Source organism: Pseudomonas sp. 18.1.10, from assembly GCF_024655625.1.
In the GTDB taxonomy this organism is placed as follows: domain Bacteria; phylum Pseudomonadota; class Gammaproteobacteria; order Pseudomonadales; family Pseudomonadaceae; genus Aquipseudomonas.
This window is the reverse complement of sequence record NZ_JANLGL010000014.1, coordinates 1-14619: the sequence shown is the minus strand read 5'-3', so window position 1 is coordinate 14619 and position 14619 is coordinate 1. Positions and strand designations below refer to the sequence as shown.

Sequence of the window (14619 nt, the reverse complement as noted above, 5' to 3'; positions counted from 1 at the left end):
TCCCCCTCACACGACCTTGGTCGACACTGACTAACCCCCTGCATCATGCGAAACTGCTCCACCGGGCCTGGAATGCCTGGGTGTTCTTCTGCTCGGAGTTACCATGACGCTGTCCAGCGGGCTGATCGCCGCCGTTGCCCTGGCCTATATGGCCATTATGTTTGCCATCGCCTTCTACGGTGACCGCCGCCGCGCGCCGCTGCCGCCACGCGTGCGCGCCTGGGTGTACAGCCTGTCACTGGCGGTCTACTGCACCAGCTGGACCTTCTTCGGCGCTGTCGGCCAAGCCGCCGAACAGTTGTGGGCGTTTTTACCGATCTACCTGGGACCGGTGCTGCTGCTGGTGTTGGCACCCTGGGTATTGCAAAAGATGATCCTGATCAGCAAGCAGGAAAACATCACCTCCATCGCCGACTTTATCGCCGCGCGCTACGGCAAATCCCAGTCCCTAGCGGTGGTGGTCGCGCTGATCTGCCTGGTCGGCGTGCTGCCCTACATCGCCTTGCAACTCAAAGGCATCGTGCTCGGCGTGAACCTGCTGATCGGCGCCGGCGCAGACACCACCGGCACCCGCGCCCAGGACACGGCATTGATCGTGTCGCTGGTGCTGGCGCTGTTCACCATTGTCTTCGGTACCCGCAACCTCGACGCCACCGAACACCACCGCGGCATGGTGCTGGCGATTGCGTTTGAATCGCTGGTCAAGCTGTTCGCTTTTCTCGCCGTCGGCGCGTTCGTGACCTACGGCCTGTACGACGGTTTCGGCGACCTGTTCAACCAGGCGATGCTCGCGCCGCGCCTGGAGGAATACTGGAAAGAAACCGTCAACTGGCCGTCGATGGTGGTGCAGACCGGCGTGGCCATGATGGCGATCATCTGCCTGCCGAGGCAGTTCCACGTAACGGTGGTGGAGAACATCGACCCCCAGGACCTGCGCCTGGCCAAATGGGTGTTCCCTGCCTACCTGATCCTCGCCGCGCTGTTCGTCATCCCTATCGCCTTGGGCGGTAAGATGCTGCTGCCCGGCTCGGTGCTGCCGGATTCCTACGTCATCAGCCTGCCCATGGCCGAAGCCCACCCGACCCTCGCCGTGCTGGCGTTTATCGGCGGCGCTTCGGCGGCCACCGGCATGGTGATCGTGGCGAGCATCGCCCTGTCCACCATGGTTTCCAACGACATGCTGCTGCCCTGGCTGTTGCGCCGTTCCAGCGCCGAGCGGCCGTTCGAAGTGTTCCGCCACTGGATGTTGTCGGTACGCCGAGTCAGCATTGTGATCATTCTGTTGCTGGCCTACGTGAGTTACCGCTTGCTGGGCTCCACCGCGAGCCTGGCAACCATTGGCCAGATCGCCTTCGCCGCCGTGACCCAACTGGCGCCGGCCATGCTCGGCGCGCTGTATTGGAAACAAGCCAACCGGCGTGGCGTATTTGCCGGTTTGGCTGCGGGCACGTTCCTGTGGTTTTACACCCTGGTCCTACCGGTAACGGCGAAAAGTCTCGGCTGGTCCTTGAGCCTTTTCCCCGGCCTGACGTGGATGCATTCCCACCCGTTCGGCTTGTCGGTGACCTCGCTGACCCTGGGCACCGTATTCTCCCTGGCGGGCAACTTCACCCTGTTCGTCTGGGTGTCGATGTTGTCGCGCACACGGGTATCCGAGCACTGGCAGGCGGGACGCTTCATTGGCCAGGAAATCAGCCAGCGGGCCAATGCACGCTCGATGCTGTCGGTGCAGATCAGCGACCTGCTGAGCCTCGCGGCGCGTTTTGTCGGTGAAGAGCGTGCCCAGCAGAGCTTTATCCGTTTCGCCTACCGCCAGGGCAAAGGCTTCAACCCCAACCAGAATGCCGATAACGATTGGATCGCCCACACCGAACGCCTGTTGGCCGGCGTGCTTGGCGCATCGTCCACCCGGGCCGTGGTAAAAGCCGCGATTGAAGGTAGGGAAATGCAGCTAGAGGACGTCGTACGGATCGCCGACGAAGCCTCCGAGGTGCTGCAATTCAACCGGGCGCTGTTGCAAGGCGCGATTGAAAACATCACCCAGGGCATCAGCGTGGTGGACCAATCCCTCAAGCTGGTGGCGTGGAACCGCCGTTACCTGGAACTGTTCAACTACCCAGACGGCCTGATAAGCGTCGGCCGGCCGATTGCCGACATCATTCGCTACAACGCCGAGCGCGGCCTGTGCGGGCCGGGCGAGGCGGAAGTGCATGTGGCGCGCCGCCTGCACTGGATGCGCCAGGGCCGCGCGCACACCTCCGAGCGCCTGTTCCCCAACGGGCGGGTGATCGAGCTGATCGGCAACCCGATGCCAGGCGGCGGTTTTGTCATGAGTTTCACCGACATCACCGCCTTCCGCGAAGCCGAGCAAGCGCTGACCGAGGCCAACGAAGGCCTGGAACAACGGGTGACCGAACGCACCTATGAACTGTCCCAACTCAATGTGGCGCTCACCGATGCCAAAGGCGTCGCCGAGTCCGCCAGCCAATCGAAGACGCGCTTCCTCGCAGCGGTCAGCCATGACCTGATGCAACCGCTGAACGCCGCACGCCTGTTCTCTGCCGCCCTGTCCCACCAGAACGACGGCCTGTCCAGTGAGGCACGGCAGTTGGTGCAGCACCTGGATAGCTCGCTGCGCTCCGCCGAAGACCTTATCAGCGACCTGCTGGACATCTCGCGCCTGGAAAACGGCAAGATCAATCCACAGCGCCAGCCCTTCGCCCTCAATGAACTGTTCGACACCCTTGGCGCTGAATTCAAGGCCCTGGCCCAAGAACAAGGCTTGCGCTTCCGCCTGCGCGGCAGCCGCCTGCGGGTAGACAGTGACATCAAGCTGCTACGGCGGATCTTGCAGAATTTTCTCACCAACGCGTTCCGCTATGCCGACGGCCCGGTGCTGCTTGGCGTACGCCGGCGCAAGGGTGAGTTGTGCCTGGAGGTGTGGGACCGTGGCCCCGGCATCCCCGTGGATAAACAGAAGGTGATCTTCGAAGAATTCAAGCGCCTGGACAGCCACCAGACCCGCGCCGAAAAAGGCCTGGGCCTGGGCCTGGCGATTGCCGATGGCCTGTGCCGCGTCCTGGGCCATCGCTTGAGCGTGCGTTCATGGCCCGGCAAGGGCAGCGTCTTCAGCGTGCGCGTGCCATTGGCGCGCAACCAGGCGAGTCCGCAGGTGAAGAGCGCGCAAGAAAGCGGCCTGCCATTGAGCGGTGCGCAAGTGCTGTGCGTGGATAACGAAGAAAGCATCCTGATCGGCATGCGCAGCCTGTTGAGCCGCTGGGGCTGCGAGGTGTGGACCGCCACCGACCAGGCGCAATGTGCGGCGCTGTTGGCCGACGGCGTGCGCCCGCAACTGGCGTTGGTGGATTACCACCTGGACCATGGCGAGACGGGTACCGAGTTGATGGGCTGGCTACGGGCGCAATTGGCGGAGCCGATCCCCGGCGTGGTAATCAGCGCCGACGGCCGGCCAGAGATGGTCGCCGAGGTGCATGCAGCGGGGCTGGATTACCTGGCCAAGCCGGTGAAACCGGCGGCGTTGCGGGCGTTGCTGAGTCGGCATTTGCCGCTGTAGGTAGGCCTTACTCGATCTGAATTGTGGGAGTGGGCTTGTGTGAGAGCGGGCTTGCTCGCGAAAGCGGTATATCAGCGACATTTGTATTGGCTGATCCACCGCTTTCGCGAGCAAGCCAGCTCCCACATTTTGATCGGTGTTTATTCAGGGAGATGGGCTACGCCATCGGCATCGGTCATTGCCCGCTCCAACAGATCTGCCGGCAGGCTTTTGCTGGCGCGGGCACCCAGCAACCTTAATTGCTCGGTACGACTGACCAGATTTCCGCGTCCATCTGTCAGCTTGTTCCGCGCCGCGCTGTAAGCCTTATCCAACTGCTGCAGACGATTGCCCACTTCATCCAGATCCTGGATAAACAACACGAACTTGTCGTACAGCCACCCGGCACGCTCGGCGATTTCCCGCGCGTTCTGGCTTTGCCGCTCCTGCTTCCACAGGCTGTCGATCACCCGTAGGGTGGCAAGCAACGTGGTCGGGCTGACGATCACGATATGGCGGTCGAACGCCTCCTGGAACAGGTTGGGCTCGGCCTGCAACGCCGCGGAAAACGCCGCTTCGATCGGCACGAACAGCAACACGAAATCCAGGCTGTGCAAGCCTTCCAGGCGCTTGTAATCCTTGCCGGCCAGGCCTTTGACGTGATTACGCAGGGACAACACGTGCTGCTTCAACGCCGCCTGACCGATCACCTCATCATCCGCGCCCACATACTGTTGATAGGCGGTCAGGCTGACCTTGGAATCGACCACCACCTGCTTGTCACCAGGCAACATGATTAGCACGTCCGGCTGGAAGCGCTCGCCGTCCGGGCCTTTGAGGCTTACCTGGGTCTGGTATTCGCGGCCCTTTTCCAGACCGGCGTGTTCCAACACGCGTTCAAGGATCAGCTCACCCCAGTTGCCCTGGGTTTTCTGGCCCTTGAGGGCGCGGGTCAGGTTGGTGGCTTCGTCGGACAGACGCAGATTCAGTTGCTGTAGGCGTTCGAGTTCCTTGGCCAGGGAAAAGCGCTCGCGGGCTTCATTCTGGTAACTCTCTTCCACGCGCTTTTCAAAGGACTGGATGCGCTCTTTCAGCGGGTCGAGCAACTGCCCCAGGCGCTCCTGGCTGGTTTCGGCAAAGCGTTGTTCGCGCTCATCAAAGATCTTGCCGGCCAGCTCGGCAAACTGCGCCCGCAGCTCGTCACGTGAGCCTTGCAGGTCGGTGAGGCGCTGTTGATGGCTGTCCTGTTGCTCGCGCAGTTCAGCGCGCAGCGCCGCCGACAACGCGTCGAGGCGGCGCAGTTCGGTGTCCTTGGCGTTGCGGTCGAGGTTCCAGGCATGGGCGGCGTCGCGGGCGTTGTCGCGGTCGATCTGCAACAGTTCGACTTCACGGCGCACGGCGGCCAGGTCGGCTTGCTTGGCAGCATTGGCCTGGCTCAGGTCACTGATTTCATCGCGGCTCGCATCCAGCTGGGCAGCCAGGCCTTCCTGGGCCATCAGTGCCGTGGCCAGGCGCTCTTCGAGCAATTCCCAGCCGGTGGTGCGTGCGGTCAACCGCCGTTGCAGCTGCCAGCACAAGGCCAACAACGGCACTGCAGCGCCAGCGAGGCCCAGGGCAATACCTGTCCAGTCAAAAGCCATAGCCATTTCTGCCATCAGCGAAAAAGAGAGAGGTTAACGGAGCTCAGGGCCAGGCGACAGCTCAGTCTTCGACCTGGCCCAGTTCACGCTGGGCGCGGCGGTCACCGGCGCGGGCGGCCAGGCGCAACAGGTCATGGCCGATGCGGCGATCACGCGCATTCCCGCATTCGCGGCACATCAGTTGGCCCAGTCGGCTCTGGGCGGCCACGACGCCGTCACGGGCAGGCTGCTTGAGCAAGCGCCCGGCAAAGTGTTTGACGTTGGTGTTGTGCCCCAGGCGCGGGCTGTCGAGCAACCACAACGCGACTTTCAAGGAAAAACGCTTGGGTGCCGTAACAGTTTGGGAGGTGTCGGTAACAGAAGGTGATACTGAGCGAAACTTCATAAAGCACTGTGGGACAGAACGGAAGGCGCGCCACTCTACTCTTTTTTTCGTACAGGTAAAGCTGAAAAAACGCGGCACGCCCGTTCTAGAGCAAGCGCTCGGGACAATCCACAGAAGCTGTGGATAAGTCAGTGGACAACCCTGCTTAAACTCACGCAAAGGCCCATGGAGCGGGGGCCGCAGTCAAACTGACGATTTTTTCACCAATTAAAAAAAGCGAGATTTTTCATTGACTTAAATTTCCATCGCAGGCTAAAGGCATCCCTTCGAAGCCGATGACAGGTTGGTTACACACTTCGCAACTAATGTGCACAAGTACCCATCCGATGGTTATATCCCCGTTTTTTTTAAAGCGCTTGGCCGCAAAAATGTTACCGCTACCGCGAATCGGCCACTTTTCAAATCCTGGCCGGCTCGCCACACTGCCCCACCGATAGCGCAACGGTGAGTGAGCCGATGAAAGGGATACTGTTATTCGCCGTGTTGCTCCTGGCCATCTGCGCGATATCGTTGGGGATCAATGCGGCGTTGCCCTCCCCCGACGGTGCGTTGTTTGCCATCGCCATTCTGTTGTCCGCCGCCTTTACCGCCGTGAGCCTGTGCATCGAGCTGGGCGACGGCCGGATCAACGACATGCGCGACGTGATGAAAGTGATCGAGGCCGGCCAATCATTGCGCCTGACACTGGCCGCCTATGCCTTGGGCTGCTCGCTGGCCGCAGCCGCTACGGTGCTGGTCTATCGCGGCCTGCTGGGCGGTTGATTGAAGTTTTTTGGCTAGCACACTTTCTTTCCTTGTTTCAATCCGTTACTATCCGCGGCGTTAGTACCAAGCTGAAAGTCAATTCTGGTCGAACAACTCCCCCGAACAACGTGGGATCGACCACCTCGATGGTTTCCAGGTATCACTTGCGACGACACTGCCTTTGTACAAGCAAAGGGTGACGCGAAGTCTTGATACTCTGACCGAACCAACCTGCAAATTGATCAGGATCTTCACCCCGGGCCCAGAACCTTTGCCCCTGTTGTGTTGCCTGCCCTCCTAAGTACCTACCTGCCAGCCCAAGCGCGCCTAACTTATCAGCGCTTCAAACTGGCTGCTTTGTTCCAGTCGGTTTCTTCGTTCGATCAATCGTGATCAACGTCGCTGGAACGTTTTAATACGGCACGGTTCTTATCTGTGTCATTTGTAGGAACACCAATAATATGAACGCTCAAATCCATACTCAGGATGCCATTCGCACCCTCACCAACGCTTTTGCACCAATGAACTGCCTAATCATGGCCGCTCGCAAAGGCTGCTTCAGCTTCACCCTGGTCAACGAACACGGCATCGCTCGTCACAGCGAACGCCTGTACCCCGATCAATACTCCAGCGCAGAACCGCTGCAGGCCGTGATCGAGCGTACCCGTCAGGCACTGACTGCCTGATCGACCCGAGTCGCTGAAACACCAAAAACCCTGTTTAAAACACAGGGTTTTTTATTGCCTGAAATTTCTGCGATGCACTTTTACCCTCAGGCCGAATAGATATAACCGATATAACTAAATGAATAAGATGTTTTAAAAACAGTCCTTTACATCATGAATATGACACTACACTTCAACTCAAGCGGCATGATCCGCTTCCGGCAAGCCTGAGATCCGATCCATTGCTGCCAAGCCCCCTCTCTCAGGCTTAGCCGCCCCTTTTCGTCACGGATTGAGGCTTGTATGGGTATCGCTGCCAGCGAATTGTGTCGTTATGTGATCCGGCCGACGTTGATCTACCTCGGCCGCCATAACCCGACTGCTGAAGCCCTGCTGCTGGGCATCGCGGCCAGCCAGTCAGAACTGGGCTCGGCCCTGCACGACCGGCGCGGCCATGGCCTGTACAGCATCACCGAGCCGCGCCATCGCGCCCTGTGGGACGACTACCTGGCACTGGACCCGGAACGCGCCAGCCTTGTACGTGGGCTGGCCAGCCAACACGCCTTCCTCAGCGCGCCACAACTTGAGCTCACCGTAAACCTGCGTTACGCCACCGCCATCGCCTGGCTGCTGGTCGAACAACATCACCCCGCACTGCCACCCCCTGGCGATGTCTTGGCCATGGCGCGTATCTGGAAAGAAATATTTCATCCTCAAGGACGCCTGCGGGATTTCACCCAGACCTGGCAGACCTGTGTTTCACCCATGAATCACGTGGCTTGCTGACCGGGCAATTTGCAAGATTCGTCAAAAAACCTCAATTTTGGTCGGATTGTCCTACAAAACCGCTCTATCTCCAGCATTTCAGCCTATAGCGCGAACTTAATTTTATTGATACTTTCCGCAGCGGTGATCACCACGGAGTTCTAATAATGAAAAAAGTAATGCTCAAGACCACACTTAGCCTCGCCGTTGCCATGGCATCCTCCCAACTGTTCGCAAGCGGCTTTGCCCTCAACGAACAGAGCGTCAGCGGGATGGGTACCGGTTTCGCAGGTCGCTCTTCTTCTGCCGATGATGCAAGCACTGTTTACGGTAACCCTGCCGGTATGTCGCGCCTGAATGGCCAGCAAGTCACCGGCGGCGTCGCGGCCATCGATGCCTCGACCAATATCAAGGATACGGGTGGCGCTTCCAGCGGCACCAACAAAGGTGACATGGTTCCATTCACCGCCGTACCTTTCGGTTTCTACACCAACAAACTCAACGATCAGTGGGCTATCGGCTTTGGTGTCTACGCACCGTTCGGCCTGGTGACCGACTATGAAAACGGCTTCCAGGGCCGTGGTTTCGGCAGCAAGAGCGAAGTGAAGGTGATGACCTTCCAGCCAACTGTCAGCTATGCATTCAACGACCGCGTGTCCATTGGTTTCGGTCCGACCATCAACCGGATTTCCGGCGTGCTGGAATCGGAAAAAACCCTGGACCCGAGATTCTCTGACACCAACGTCAAGATCAAGGGTGACGACACCGCCCTGGGCTTCAACATCGGCGTGCTGGTCCAGGCAACCGACACCACGCGCGTCGGCCTGACCTACCACTCCAAGGTCAACTACAAGCTGGAAGGTCACACCACCGTCAGCGGCCCGGCGCAGACCCAAGGCTTCCTGCGCAACAACCGTTACGACGCCTCGCTGAAAATCGAGACGCCGGAATCCTACGACCTGTCGGTGACTCAAGACCTGACTGACGCCTGGAAACTCTACGGCGGTGCAACCTGGACCCGCTGGAGCCGCCTGAAAGAGATCACCGTCAACAACGAAGGTGTGACCGGAGCCAACGGCGGTATTCTCGCCCCAAGCCGAATCAGCAACATCACCGAGAAACAAGACTGGCACGACACCTGGGCCTACGCCGTGGGTACCTCGTACCAGCTGACCAAGCAGGTTGTGCTGCGTACCGGCCTGACCTTCGACCAGTCGCCAACCAATAACCAGGACCGCTCGCCACGTATCCCTACCGGCGACCGGACGATTTTCAGCGTTGGCCTGGGCTACGCAGTCATGGACAACATGACCATCGACCTGGCGTACTCCTACCTGAAGGAAGAGGACGTGAAGGTGAACAACACCGCCGCGCCGTCGAGCTACCGCGCCAAGTATGAAAACAGTGCCAACGGTTTCGGCCTGGGCATGACTTACAAGTTCTGATTCAGAACCGCGTAAAAAAAGCCCCGCTCTCCTGCAAAGGAGGCGGGGCTTTTTAGTGGCCGGCGATCAGGGCTTGGAAGCCAACGCCTTCTCCACGGCCTCGATCAAATCCGGGCTGTCCGGCTTGGTCAGGCTGGAGAAATCGGCGATCACCGTGCCTTGGCGGTCTACGACGTATTTATAGAAATTCCACTTCGGCGCGTTGCTCTGCTGCGCCAACACCTTGAACAGGTGCACCGCATCCGGCCCCTTGACCTTCTGCGGCTCAGTCATGGTGAAGGTCACTCCGTAGTTCACGTAGCAGACCTTGGCGGTCTCCTCGCCGGTCTTGGCTTCCTGCTTGAAGTCATCGGACGGTACGCCAATCACTTCCAGCCCTTGATCCTTGTAACGCTGATACAGGGCCTCAAGCCCTTTGAATTGCGGGGCGAACCCGCAAAAACTCGCGGTATTGACGATCACCAGGGGCTTGCCGGCAAAGCGCTGGCACAGGTCGATGGATTCCTTGGCCCGCAGCTTGGGCAATTGGCCCTCCAGCAACGGCGGGCAACTGGCAGCCATCGCGGCACTGCCAATGGCCATCAGCACGGGTACAGCGAGCCAGCGCATCTGCATGTCGTGTGTCCTTGAATAGATTCAGGCAACGAACTTAACAGATCGCCATGCCCAGTTGCATCAATGCCAGGCCACCGTGCTGCCAGCCCATCCAGGCCAGCACCATCAGAATCAACCCTGCTGCGATCAACAAACTCCGTACCGCTAGGCTCATGCCGCCTCCATCTGCGCCTGTAAACGCGCCACCGGCCGCTCGCGCACCGGCCAGTTCAGGGCCGCCGCCAGCAGGCTCAAGAGAATCGCGCCTTGCCAGATCAAATCGTAGTTACCGGTTCGATCATAGACCACCCCGCCCAGCCAACCGCCAAGGAAGGAGCCGATCTGATGGAACAGGAACACAATCCCACCGAGCATCGACAGGTTTCGTACACCAAATAGCGTCGCCACCGTGCCGTTGGTCAGTGGCACGGTGGACAGCCACAACAAGCCCATCGCCATGCCGAACAGGTAGGCACTGACCTGCGTCACCGGCGCCCACAGGAACAACACGATGACCACCGCACGCAACAGGTACAACGCCGTCAACAAGCGCGGCTTGGACATGCGCCCGCCGAGCCAACCGGCGGTGTAGGTGCCGATGATATTGAATAGGCCAATCAACGCGAGCACCGTGGTACCGGTGGTCGCCGGCAAGTGCTGATCCACCAGGTAAGCCGGCAGGTGCACGCCGATAAACACCACCTGGAAACCGCAGACGAAAAAGCCGAACGCCAGCAGCCAGAACCCGGAGTGGGAGCAGGCTTCTTTCAACGCTTCACGCAGGGTTTGCTGGCCGGCCATGACCGGCAGCGGCTTGTCCTTGAGCATGCCGACCAGCGGCAAGATCAGCGCGACCATCAGGCCCAACGCCAGCAATGCGGCGGACCAGCCCAACCAACTTATCAAGCCCAAGGTGCCCGGCACCATGGCGAACTGGCCAAACGAACCGGCGGCGCTCGCAATGCCCATGGCCATGCTGCGTTTTTCCGGCGCGACGGCACGGCCCACCACGCCGAGAATCACCGAGAACGAGGTGCCGGACAGGCCGATACCGATCAGCAAACCTGCGCTCAGAGACAACGACCACGCTGAATCAGACAAGCCCATCAACACCAGGCCCACGGCGTAGAGCACCCCGCCGACAAACACCACTTTGGTCGCACCAAAACGGTCGGCCAATGCGCCAGCGAAAGGCTGGGCCAGGCCCCACACCAGGTTCTGCAAGGCGATCGCCAGGGCAAACGTGCCACGACCCCAGCCGAATTCGGCGCTCATCGGCGCGAGGAACAGGCCGAAGCCATGCCGTACGCCCAAGGACAACGCCAGGATCAGTGCACTCCCCAAAAGAATCCAACCACTGGTGCGCCACATCGAGGTCATTTCTTATTCTCCGCTCGCGGGTATATACCCGCTTGTATTCGAACAAACCCGCCGTCAGGCGAGTTCGTCCAGCAAGGCCAACAAGGTTTCGCGTTTTTCCGCGCCGAGTTGATCGATCAATTTCTGCTGCGCTGCTTCCCAGGCCGGTAACGCGGCGGCCAATCGTTCCTCACCTGCTTCGGTCAACAACACGAGGCGGTTGCGCAGGTCATCGCCTTCCACCAACTGCACCAGGCCTTCGCCTTCCAACACCCGCAGGTTGCGCCCCAGGGTGCTGCGATCCAGGCCCATGGCTTCGGCCAGGCTGGAAATGCTCGGTTGGTCGAGACGTTGCAGGTTGCACAGCAAGGAATACTGGGCAACGTTGATCCCGAAGCCGTCGAGAGCGCCGTCGTAGTGCCTGCTGACGCCACGAGCGGCGCGACGCAGGTTAGTGCATAAACATTGGGAGGCAAGCATGGAACGTGTATATACCCGCGATTAAGAGAATGCAAGAAAGTGTTACAGCGCCAAGCCGACCAACACCGCGACTTCCAGCAGTTCCAGCAAGGCACCGGCAGTGTCGCCCGTGGTGCCGCCCAGGCGCTTGACCATCAGGTGGCGCAGGCCGACGAAGCACAGCGCCGCGAGCAGTACCGCAATCCCGCCACTGAAACCACCGATCAGCAGGCACGCGAGGCCGCTGAGGATCAGCACCTGTTGGCCGACAACCCTCGGTAAATGATCCGACAATGCCTGGCCCAATCCACCGGCGCGTACGTAGCGCGTGGTCAGAAACAGCGCGAGCATCGACGCCCGGCCAATCAATGGCGCGAGGATCAGCGCCGCACCATTGTGTTGTTCGATCAACGCCACCAGCGCGGTGAACTTGAGCAGCAACACCAAGCCCAGGGTAACCACCGCAATCGGCCCACTGCGCGGGTCCTTCATGATGGTGAGCGTGCGCTCGCGGTCGCCAAAGCCGCCGAGCCAGGCGTCGGCGCTGTCGGCCAGGCCGTCCAGGTGCAGGCCGCCACTGAGCAGCACCCAGGCTGTCAACAACAGCGCGGCGTGCAGCAGCAAGGGCGCGCCCATCAACACCGCGTTCAAACCCCACAGCAGCCCGCCGAACAACAGGCCGACCAGCGGATAAAACAGCAACGAACGCCCCAATTCCTGCGGCTGCGGCATACCCGGCAGGCGAATCGGCAAGCTGCTGAGAAATTGCAGGGCGATCCAGAACGGCAGCATTGTCAGACTCCTTCCTTCAACACGCCATCAGCCGCAACGTCCAGGCTGAACAGTGCGCCGTGGCCGACTTCGACATTCAGCAACTGCTCCCGGGGCAACCCGCGCGCTCGAGCCAGCAGCAGGCGCATCACGCCGCCATGGCTGACCAACAACACGCGCTCACCGGCATAAGCCTGATGCAAGCGTGCGACGGCGCCAAGCACACGGTCGGAGAAGTCGCTGACCGGCTCACCCTGCGGCGGCGTGAAGCTGTAGGGATCGGCCCAGAACAAGCCGAGCGCTTCGGCGTCGGTCTCCATCAGTGCCGCCGCGCTCTGCCCTTCCCAGGCGCCAAAATGCAGCTCTTGCAGATCCTTCTCCAGGCTCACCGGGACCTTAAGCTGCGCGCCCAACTCGTCGGCAAACCGTGCGCAACGCTGCAACGGCGAGCTGACCACCCGATCCCACGGCCCCTGCGCCACCACGGCGGCGCGCATCTGCGCCCAGCCCCTAGCGGTGAGCGCGTCGTCCAGGCTGCCGCGCAGGCCGCCGCCCAGCTCGGTCTCGCCGTGGCGCAGCAGGTCCAGGTGCAAGGTCATGCCGGACGATCTGCCACGGCGGCTTCGGCGAATGTCGCCATCTGACCGTGCAGGGCACAGGCCAGGCGCAACAGCGGCACCGCCAGCGCCGCGCCACTGCCCTCGCCCAGGCGCAGGCCGAGCTCCAGCAGCGGTTGCGCGTCGAGGCTTTGCAGCACATGCCGATGCCCCGGCTCGGCGCCCCGATGGCCGAACAGCAGCCATTCGCGGCTCGCCGGGTTCAGGCGCGTGGCCACCAGCGCGGCGACGGTGCAGATAAACCCATCCACCAACACCACGATGCCTGCCTGGGCGCAGGCCAGGTAGGCGCCGACCAGCGCGGCAATTTCAAAACCGCCCAGGTTGAACAGGGTGTGCAGCGCATCACCACGCTGCCCGGCATGCAGCGCCAGCGCGCGCTCGATCACGGCCACCTTGTGGCTGACGCCCTCGGCATTCAGCCCGGTGCCCGGCCCTGTCAGGTCGCTGACCTGGCAATCGAGCAACGCACACGCCAGCGCACTGGCGGCGGTGGTGTTGCCGATGCCCATTTCGCCGCCGATAAACAACTGCGCACCGCTCTCAAGCGCACGATGTGCACTGTCGCGACCGGCTTGCAGGGCCAGGCGCCCCTGAGCTGCGGTCATCGCCGGGCCGTTGACGAAGTTGGCGGTGCCCGCGCCGATATTCAGGTGACGCACCCCAGGCAAGTCCAAGGTCGGCGTCACGGTGCCGAGATCGACCACTTCCAATTGCGCGTTCAACTGCCGCGCCAACACGCTGATCGCCGCGCCACCGCTGACAAAGTTATGCAGCATCTGCCCGGTCACTTCCTGGGGGAATGCTGACACGCCCTCCGCCACCACACCGTGGTCGCCGGCAAAGATCGCAATCCACAGTTGCTCCACCGCGGGTTTGACTTGGCCTTGCAAACCCGCCAACTGCACGGCCAACGCTTCCAGCTGGCCAAGGGAACCGGCCGGCTTGGTCAGTTGCTGCTGGCGTGCCAGGGCCTGTTCGTACGCATTCGCGTCGATTGCCTTACAAGGGTTGAGCCACCAGGTGTCAGTCATAACGCAGGTCCTTTCAAAGTCAGGGGCAGGCCGGCAACCGTCAGGACAACACGCTGACACCGCTCGGCCAAAGCTTGATGCAGCCAACCGGCTTCATCCACATAGCGGCGAGTCAATTCGCCCAGCGGCACGACACCCATTCCGGTCTCGTTGCTGACAAAAATGATTTCACCCGGCAACGTCGCCAGGGTTTCCAGCAATTGATCGCGCTCGAACGCCAAGCGCTGCGGGTCTTCGAGCATCAGCAGGTTGGTCAGCCACAGGGTCAGGCAGTCCACCAACAGGCAGACGTCAGCGGCGGCGTTTTCCCGCAGCACGCGTGCCAGTTCGATGGGTTCCTCGATCAGGCCCCAGTGGTCAGGGCGGCGCTGGCGATGCAGGACGACGCGCTCGTTCATCTCGCCGTCCAGGGGTTGGCTGGTGGCGATATAGATGACCGGCAGCGCGCTGTCGCTGGCGAGCTTTTCGGCGAGGCGGCTCTTGCCGGAACGGGCGCCGCCGAGGATCAGTTGCAGCATAAACTCATACCTTCCTGTGGGAGCGGGCTTGTGTGGGAGCGGGCTTGCTCGCGAATGCGGTGGGTCAGTC

Annotated in this window: 14 protein-coding genes; 5 read left to right on the top strand and 9 right to left on the bottom strand. The window is 61.1% G+C overall.

Going from position 1 to position 14619, the window contains the following annotated elements; translation table 11 throughout:
- Positions 1 to 103: 103 nt before the first annotated feature.
- On the top strand, positions 104 to 3574 hold the full coding sequence (locus tag NUV89_RS04230; RefSeq protein ID WP_257780415.1) for a PAS domain-containing hybrid sensor histidine kinase/response regulator: 3471 nt from the start codon (positions 104 to 106) through the stop codon (positions 3572 to 3574).
- A gap of 140 nt (positions 3575 to 3714) precedes the next feature.
- Here NUV89_RS04230 and rmuC read toward each other — a convergent pair whose 3' ends face one another.
- A complete protein-coding gene (gene rmuC / locus NUV89_RS04225) occupies positions 3715 to 5193 on the bottom strand; it encodes a DNA recombination protein RmuC (protein WP_374684457.1) in 1479 nt (492 codons plus the stop codon).
- 61 nt (positions 5194 to 5254) lie between these two features.
- The gene (locus NUV89_RS04220) at positions 5255 to 5578 is read right to left on the bottom strand and encodes a sel1 repeat family protein (RefSeq protein WP_257780414.1); all 324 of its coding nucleotides are present in this window, start codon (positions 5576 to 5578) and stop codon (positions 5255 to 5257) included.
- Between the two features lie 456 nt (positions 5579 to 6034).
- Here NUV89_RS04220 and NUV89_RS04215 point away from each other — a divergent pair, with 456 nt between their 5' ends.
- The 4 genes from NUV89_RS04215 to NUV89_RS04200 all read left to right on the top strand — a co-directional run bounded on the left by NUV89_RS04215 (position 6035) and on the right by NUV89_RS04200 (position 9197).
- A complete protein-coding gene (locus NUV89_RS04215) occupies positions 6035 to 6340 on the top strand; it encodes a hypothetical protein (protein WP_257780413.1) in 306 nt (101 codons plus the stop codon).
- Positions 6341 to 6783: 443 nt separating this feature from the next.
- Positions 6784 to 7008: a hypothetical protein gene (locus NUV89_RS04210; RefSeq protein WP_005790139.1), complete on the top strand. Its 225-nt coding sequence runs from the start codon at positions 6784 to 6786 to the stop codon at positions 7006 to 7008.
- Positions 7009 to 7290: 282 nt separating this feature from the next.
- Positions 7291 to 7773: a hypothetical protein gene (locus tag NUV89_RS04205; protein WP_257780412.1), complete on the top strand. Its 483-nt coding sequence runs from the start codon at positions 7291 to 7293 to the stop codon at positions 7771 to 7773.
- 146 nt (positions 7774 to 7919) lie between these two features.
- Positions 7920 to 9197, top strand: a complete 1278-nt coding sequence (locus tag NUV89_RS04200; RefSeq protein ID WP_257780411.1) for an OmpP1/FadL family transporter — start codon at positions 7920 to 7922, stop codon at positions 9195 to 9197.
- Positions 9198 to 9263: 66 nt separating this feature from the next.
- Here the strand turns inward: NUV89_RS04200 and NUV89_RS04195 are convergent, their stop codons facing one another.
- The 7 genes from NUV89_RS04195 to cobU all read right to left on the bottom strand — a co-directional run bounded on the left by NUV89_RS04195 (position 9264) and on the right by cobU (position 14549).
- Complete coding sequence (locus NUV89_RS04195) at positions 9264 to 9812, bottom strand: glutathione peroxidase (protein ID WP_257780410.1); 549 nt, start codon at positions 9810 to 9812, stop codon at positions 9264 to 9266.
- Positions 9813 to 9962: 150 nt separating this feature from the next.
- Complete coding sequence (locus tag NUV89_RS04190; RefSeq protein WP_177325305.1) at positions 9963 to 11162, bottom strand: MFS transporter; 1200 nt, start codon at positions 11160 to 11162, stop codon at positions 9963 to 9965.
- 63 nt (positions 11163 to 11225) lie between these two features.
- The gene (locus tag NUV89_RS04185; RefSeq protein ID WP_124526548.1) at positions 11226 to 11630 is read right to left on the bottom strand and encodes a MarR family winged helix-turn-helix transcriptional regulator; all 405 of its coding nucleotides are present in this window, start codon (positions 11628 to 11630) and stop codon (positions 11226 to 11228) included.
- Positions 11631 to 11672: 42 nt separating this feature from the next.
- On the bottom strand, positions 11673 to 12401 hold the full coding sequence (locus NUV89_RS04180; RefSeq protein WP_124526549.1) for an adenosylcobinamide-GDP ribazoletransferase: 729 nt from the start codon (positions 12399 to 12401) through the stop codon (positions 11673 to 11675).
- 2 nt (positions 12402 to 12403) lie between these two features.
- Positions 12404 to 12979: an alpha-ribazole phosphatase family protein gene (gene cobC / locus NUV89_RS04175; RefSeq protein ID WP_257780409.1), complete on the bottom strand. Its 576-nt coding sequence runs from the start codon at positions 12977 to 12979 to the stop codon at positions 12404 to 12406.
- Complete coding sequence (gene cobT / locus NUV89_RS04170; protein WP_257780408.1) at positions 12976 to 14031, bottom strand: nicotinate-nucleotide--dimethylbenzimidazole phosphoribosyltransferase; 1056 nt, start codon at positions 14029 to 14031, stop codon at positions 12976 to 12978. Before cobT ends, cobC begins: the two co-directional genes overlap by 4 nt.
- On the bottom strand, positions 14028 to 14549 hold the full coding sequence (cobU, locus tag NUV89_RS04165; protein WP_257780407.1) for a bifunctional adenosylcobinamide kinase/adenosylcobinamide-phosphate guanylyltransferase: 522 nt from the start codon (positions 14547 to 14549) through the stop codon (positions 14028 to 14030). Before cobU ends, cobT begins: the two co-directional genes overlap by 4 nt.
- Positions 14550 to 14619 lie beyond the last annotated feature (70 nt).

Coding starts and splice junctions, on each gene's coding strand:
- NUV89_RS04230 (WP_257780415.1), top strand. CDS start 104: ATGACGCTGTCCAGCGGGCTGATCGCCGCCGTTGCCCTGGCCTATATG.
- rmuC (WP_374684457.1), bottom strand. CDS start 5,193: ATGGCTTTTGACTGGACAGGTATTGCCCTGGGCCTCGCTGGCGCTGCA.
- NUV89_RS04220 (WP_257780414.1), bottom strand. CDS start 5,578: ATGAAGTTTCGCTCAGTATCACCTTCTGTTACCGACACCTCCCAAACT.
- NUV89_RS04215 (WP_257780413.1), top strand. CDS start 6,035: ATGAAAGGGATACTGTTATTCGCCGTGTTGCTCCTGGCCATCTGCGCG.
- NUV89_RS04210 (WP_005790139.1), top strand. CDS start 6,784: ATGAACGCTCAAATCCATACTCAGGATGCCATTCGCACCCTCACCAAC.
- NUV89_RS04205 (WP_257780412.1), top strand. CDS start 7,291: ATGGGTATCGCTGCCAGCGAATTGTGTCGTTATGTGATCCGGCCGACG.
- NUV89_RS04200 (WP_257780411.1), top strand. CDS start 7,920: ATGAAAAAAGTAATGCTCAAGACCACACTTAGCCTCGCCGTTGCCATG.
- NUV89_RS04195 (WP_257780410.1), bottom strand. CDS start 9,812: ATGCAGATGCGCTGGCTCGCTGTACCCGTGCTGATGGCCATTGGCAGT.
- NUV89_RS04190 (WP_177325305.1), bottom strand. CDS start 11,162: ATGTGGCGCACCAGTGGTTGGATTCTTTTGGGGAGTGCACTGATCCTG.
- NUV89_RS04185 (WP_124526548.1), bottom strand. CDS start 11,630: ATGCTTGCCTCCCAATGTTTATGCACTAACCTGCGTCGCGCCGCTCGT.
- NUV89_RS04180 (WP_124526549.1), bottom strand. CDS start 12,401: ATGCTGCCGTTCTGGATCGCCCTGCAATTTCTCAGCAGCTTGCCGATT.
- cobC (WP_257780409.1), bottom strand. CDS start 12,979: ATGACCTTGCACCTGGACCTGCTGCGCCACGGCGAGACCGAGCTGGGC.
- cobT (WP_257780408.1), bottom strand. CDS start 14,031: ATGACTGACACCTGGTGGCTCAACCCTTGTAAGGCAATCGACGCGAAT.
- cobU (WP_257780407.1), bottom strand. CDS start 14,549: ATGCTGCAACTGATCCTCGGCGGCGCCCGTTCCGGCAAGAGCCGCCTC.